The 5,007-nt window shown below is 40.9% G+C and carries 2 protein-coding genes; both read left to right on the top strand.

Annotated features, from left to right (window positions below; genetic code table 11):
• Positions 1–377 precede the first annotated feature (377 nt).
• The gene (locus tag WAM07_RS18945) at positions 378–3,143 is read left to right on the top strand and encodes an alpha-amylase family glycosyl hydrolase (protein ID WP_422168936.1); all 2,766 of its coding nucleotides are present in this window, start codon (positions 378–380) and stop codon (positions 3,141–3,143) included.
• A 158-nt stretch (positions 3,144–3,301) separates the two neighbouring features.
• A complete protein-coding gene (locus WAM07_RS18940) occupies positions 3,302–4,747 on the top strand; it encodes an S-layer homology domain-containing protein (protein ID WP_422168935.1) in 1,446 nt (481 codons plus the stop codon).
• Positions 4,748–5,007 lie beyond the last annotated feature (260 nt).

Here is a 5,007-nt window from a genome sequence, read left to right as displayed (position 1 = left end):
GGTTGTATCATAATCTCTACCCTTTCTCTATCTTTTTTTATTGAATCGATTTTACATAAAGTTGACAAACAATTCAAATAAAAACTTTTACAGAATATGTTACTTTATTCGACAAATAATTACAAGTAAACGCTATTGTTTTTGTGAAATATCTATTACAAATTTTGAAGTATTGCTAACAGTCAAGAAGACCATAGTAAGCAAGACAGAATTAAGTGAATGTACCTCATTTTAATTTTCCTTTTATATCCACCTCAGGTCATCCAGTTATTGGAATGATAAACGTACTGGGTAGTCTATTCGTACCATGGACACTTGAAGATATATAATATATTATGAAAGCGATTTCACTATTATTAGGAAAGAGGGGAAATAATTTGAAGAAATTTTATTGGTTCATAGGTATAGTTCTTTTCTTATTGTCATTTGCGCAACCGTTTGCACTAAACGCTTTTGCTGATGACAAAGTCTATGATACGGTCGTACTCCGAGGAAGCGCTGCTTCTCTTGATTGGAGTTCTAATGATCACCCACTGGCTTATGATTCAGAAGAAGGCGTGTGGAAAAGTGATCCTGTCGCACTAGAAGGTGGAAATGAAGTCGAATTTAAATATGTATATGACGGAAGCTGGATGCCAGGAGCCAACTTAACGTATACGCCGCCACAAGATGGTGATTATACTTTCGTTTTTTATCCCGAAAATGAACGTACAGTAGACGTACGATCAGCAAACACGTCTTCTGGAAGTGTAACGTTAGAGTTAACTGTACCTGAGGATACTCCAGATTGGGTGGTGCCTACCCTTGCTTCTAATATGAATGGCTTCAATTATAAGGTAAGCCCCCTCAGTAAAGTTGACGAACGTACTTATCAAATTCAAGTGAATGGTGAATCCGGGGAAACACTATCCTACTTCTACAGTTTAGGCGGCGAGCCTTATAAAGAAGTGCGCGAAGAACCCCGTTCCGTTGTATTTACAGAAGATACTCAAGTTCAAAAAGATACCGTTACGGAATGGGAAACGATACCCGTAGCCCAGGACGTTACTCACGATTTTAACCACGACCCTTATACACCTGACAAAAAAGATAACGTAACCGTAGAAGTAACGGTAGAACATTATGGACCGATTGATGAAGGAGCTGTCGACTATACGACAGACGGGTCCAGCCCTGTTGGAAAAAGAGGAGAAGTTGAAAACGGAAAAACAGCTGACCTTCAAGTAACCGAAACCACTACGCAGAATAACGGTTTAAAAACTTCTATCCTTACAGGAACAATACCGAAACAAAAAAATGAGACACGGGTTAAGTATAAAAATGATGTGTGGAATTCTGCGAGTGAAGGCTCCCAATATGCCGATAACAATGCCCTCACGTCAGAGAATGCCACGGAGTTTGCTTACTATGTAGAGGATTATCATTCGCCGGATTGGGCGAAAGAAGCGATTATATATCAAGTCTTTGTAGACCGCTTCCGTGATGGAACGGAACAAAACAATTCTTCCGTTAACCCTTCCCTTCCTTATAACGAACAACTAAAAGGATGGATGGGCGGCGATCTTCAAGGAGTATTGGAAAAACTGGATTATATCGACAGCCTGGGTGTGAATACCATCTGGATTTCTCCTATTTACGAAGGGCCATACTCTCATGGTTATCATCCAGCAGATTTTATGAATATCGACCCACGCTTCGGCAGCAACGAATTAATGAAAGAACTGGTGAAAAAAGCACATAAACGTAATATTAAAGTAGTTTATGATTTAGTTCCGAATCATACGTCAAATCAGCATCCATTTTTCCAGGATGCAGTGGAAAAAGGCGAAGACAGTCCCTTCTATGATTGGTACTCATTCACTAACTGGCCAAACGAATATGAAACATTCTATGATGTCCAGGAACTGCCGGAACTTAACAATGACAATCCAGAAACCAGAGAATATATGTTAGATGAAGTTGTTCCATTCTGGATGGAAGAGATTGGAGTAGACGGGTTTCGACTGGACTATGCTAAAGGTCCGAGCCAGAGCTTCTGGGTGGACTTTCGTCATAAAGTGAAGGAACTGGATTCGAATGCTTTCATTTTTGGCGAAGTATGGGATAATCTCGATACGATTACATCCTATACAGGAAAGCTGGATGGTGCGATCGATTTTGAAACTCAGTCCGCTATCCAGAATGCTTTTATTAATGATGGCAGCATGAACCAGCTGGCTTCTTCCTTAACAACGATCAACGAGGCTTATAATGAAGAATTTGTACCAGCTACTTTTCTGGACAGTCATGATGTTCCTCGTTTCTTATATGAAGCAGACGGTAACACAGAAACACTGAAAAATGCTGCGTCCCTGCAATTCACTCTACCTGGCGCTCCGATCATTTACTACGGTGACGAAGTAGGACTTTCACAGAGCGGCGATCATAATGCCGTTGATGAATGGAAGGATCGCTATTACCGTGAAATGATGCCTTGGAAACCGTCAGAGCAGGACCTCGATGTGAAAGCTCATTATAAAAAGCTCATTGATAATCGACAAGAACATGAAGCATTAACAGCAGGGGACCTTCGAATGGTTTATTCCGATGACGATGTTCTCGTATTTGAACGAACACTTCCTAATGATCAGGTCGTTGTAGTCATCAATAAAGGAGAGAGTCAGCGCAAGCTGAATCTTATTGATCTCTACAATCAGCAAACACCTAATCGCGTCAAGTTGACCTCACTGATGGATGGTAAGAAATTGAATAGTCACAAGGGATCACTTGAATTAATGAGTGATGCCCACTCTGTTTCCATCTATGAAGTCAAAGGAAAGCTCCGCTTGGAAACCCCTGACGAGTACAAGCAGTATTCAAAAGTGGCTTTGCGTGGATCTGAACCGCTTGATTGGGAATCCGACACCAATTTGTTATCCTATGATGACAGTGAGCATGTCTGGAAAAGTGAACCCATCGAGTTAAAGGCGGATGAAACGATCGAATTTAAATACGTACGTGATGGAGAATGGCTGGAAGGAGACAATCTAACATTCACTCCCGAAATGGACGGAGACTATATATTCATATTCAATCCTCAAGACCAATATCGGATAACCGTCCTCCCTTATTCTGAATCAGCTAATCTCGAAAAAGCTTCATAGGAAAAAAGCCTGCCACATACGGCAGGCTTTTTCATATCTATTAAACTATTGCTTTTCCTTCACTAATATATTATATTACCATTTGTACCCAATTGGGTATGTCAACTTTAGCTAACCGCCCCCCTGCCACGTTTATCCCTACATACAGGAGGACCACTATGAAAAAACATCTATTGATTAGTCACCTTGTACTTCTAACCATCTACCTGCTTATATCCGCTTCCCCAGTAACAGCTTCAACAAGTTTTACTGATATAGAAGAGCATTGGGCATATGATGAAATTAACTATCTTACCGACCAAGAGCTCTTAAATGGATATCCGGATGGTACATTTAGGCCTAGCCGATCTATCACACGTGCAGAGGCTTCTAAGGTCATTGCCGACCAGTTGGGATTGAAACCGACGAAATCCTCCGCTTTTCCAGATACAAGCGGACATTGGGCAGAACCTTATATTAACGCCATCGCGGAACGTGATATCATTATCGGATTTGAGGATGGAAAGTTCAAACCCAATCACACCCTTCGAAGATCCGAACTGGCTGTTATCCTTACACGGGCGTATCAATTGGAAGGAAGCAGTTCTTCCACGTTCTCTGATTTATCCAATACTCACTGGGCTTTTTCTCACGTAAGCGCGCTTTTGGCCAATCATATTACAACCGGGTATGAAGACGGGACCTTCCGGCCATCCCGAGATGTATCCAGGGCTGAATTTTCAAGCTTTTTAGCACGAATTTTGGACGACCGGTTTAAAGTCAATGCTGAGAGTAATGAACAAATGATTCCCGTGCTCATGTATCACAGTCTATCCAAGAACCCGGCGGATTGGAGCTCGGTTACCATATCACCAGACAAGTTTTATGAGGAAATGTTGTATTTAAAAGCATTGGGTATGAATACGATTAGTTCTCAGCAATTAATTGATGCGAAAAACGGGAAAGCTGAACTACCCGTGAATCCCGTGATGGTAACGTTTGATGATGGTTACCGCAACAACTACCAATATGCCTATCCAGTGCTTGAGAAGCTTGACATGCAAGCGGTCATTTCTATTATTGGGTGGAGTGTAGGGCGTACGACTGGTTTAGGCGAAGAGCTCAATATCACTCCGCATTTTTCATGGGCCGAGGCAAAAGAAATGGTAGACAGCGGTCATGTAGATATCCAAAGTCATTCGTTCAATCTTCATAATCCAGGTACTTCGGATGGCTATGCAAAAGGAACACTTCCTCGTGAGGGAGAGACGACAGAGGAACATGCTGAGCGTTTTAAAAAGGATACGATGAAAATCCACCAGCTAATCGAAGAAAACCTGGGGTATGAACCGGAGTTGTTCACCTACCCTTATGGCGTTTATAACCAAACTACAGAAAGCGTCCTGAAAGAATTGGGGTATCAGGCAACGCTTACAACTCGTTCAGGGATATCTGATTTAAATACCGGTTTATTCCGTATGAAACGAATAAATTCTCCTGACTATCTGCCAAGTTATCAGCTGATGGATAAAATTGTTCCAGAAGGTGTGCATGTTCCTTTTAGAACAATTCCAACACGTGAAGCTCGGATTGCTAAGCTGGAAGATTATTTAGATATGAAGTAAATAAAATAGGCTGGGAAATAAGTATTAAATTACTGTCAAAGATCAAATTACGAAATAATTAAACGCTTGAAATCAGATTATAAAAATCTGATTTCAAGCGTTTAATTCGTTTAGACAGCGTTTTGTCCCATCCACTTTTATTTAAATCGAGTAGTCTTGTCCCAGCCAATAACTTGCTGCTTTTTCTTTGCTTTTATGTAAAACACAAGACTTCTTACGAATAAATAAGAGAACAACTGAGCATAAGTGAAGTACATAAT

The organism is Halobacillus sp. (assembly GCF_049282395.1).
Lineage (GTDB): Bacteria > Bacillota > Bacilli > Bacillales > Halobacillaceae > Halobacillus.
The sequence above is the reverse complement of the archived record's forward strand: the minus strand, read 5'-3'. Positions and strand labels throughout refer to the sequence as shown.

Excerpts from the sequence above, each read along its gene's own strand:
- WAM07_RS18940 (WP_422168935.1), top strand. The coding sequence starts at position 3,302 with ATGAAAAAACATCTATTGATTAGTCACCTTGTACTTCTAACCATCTAC.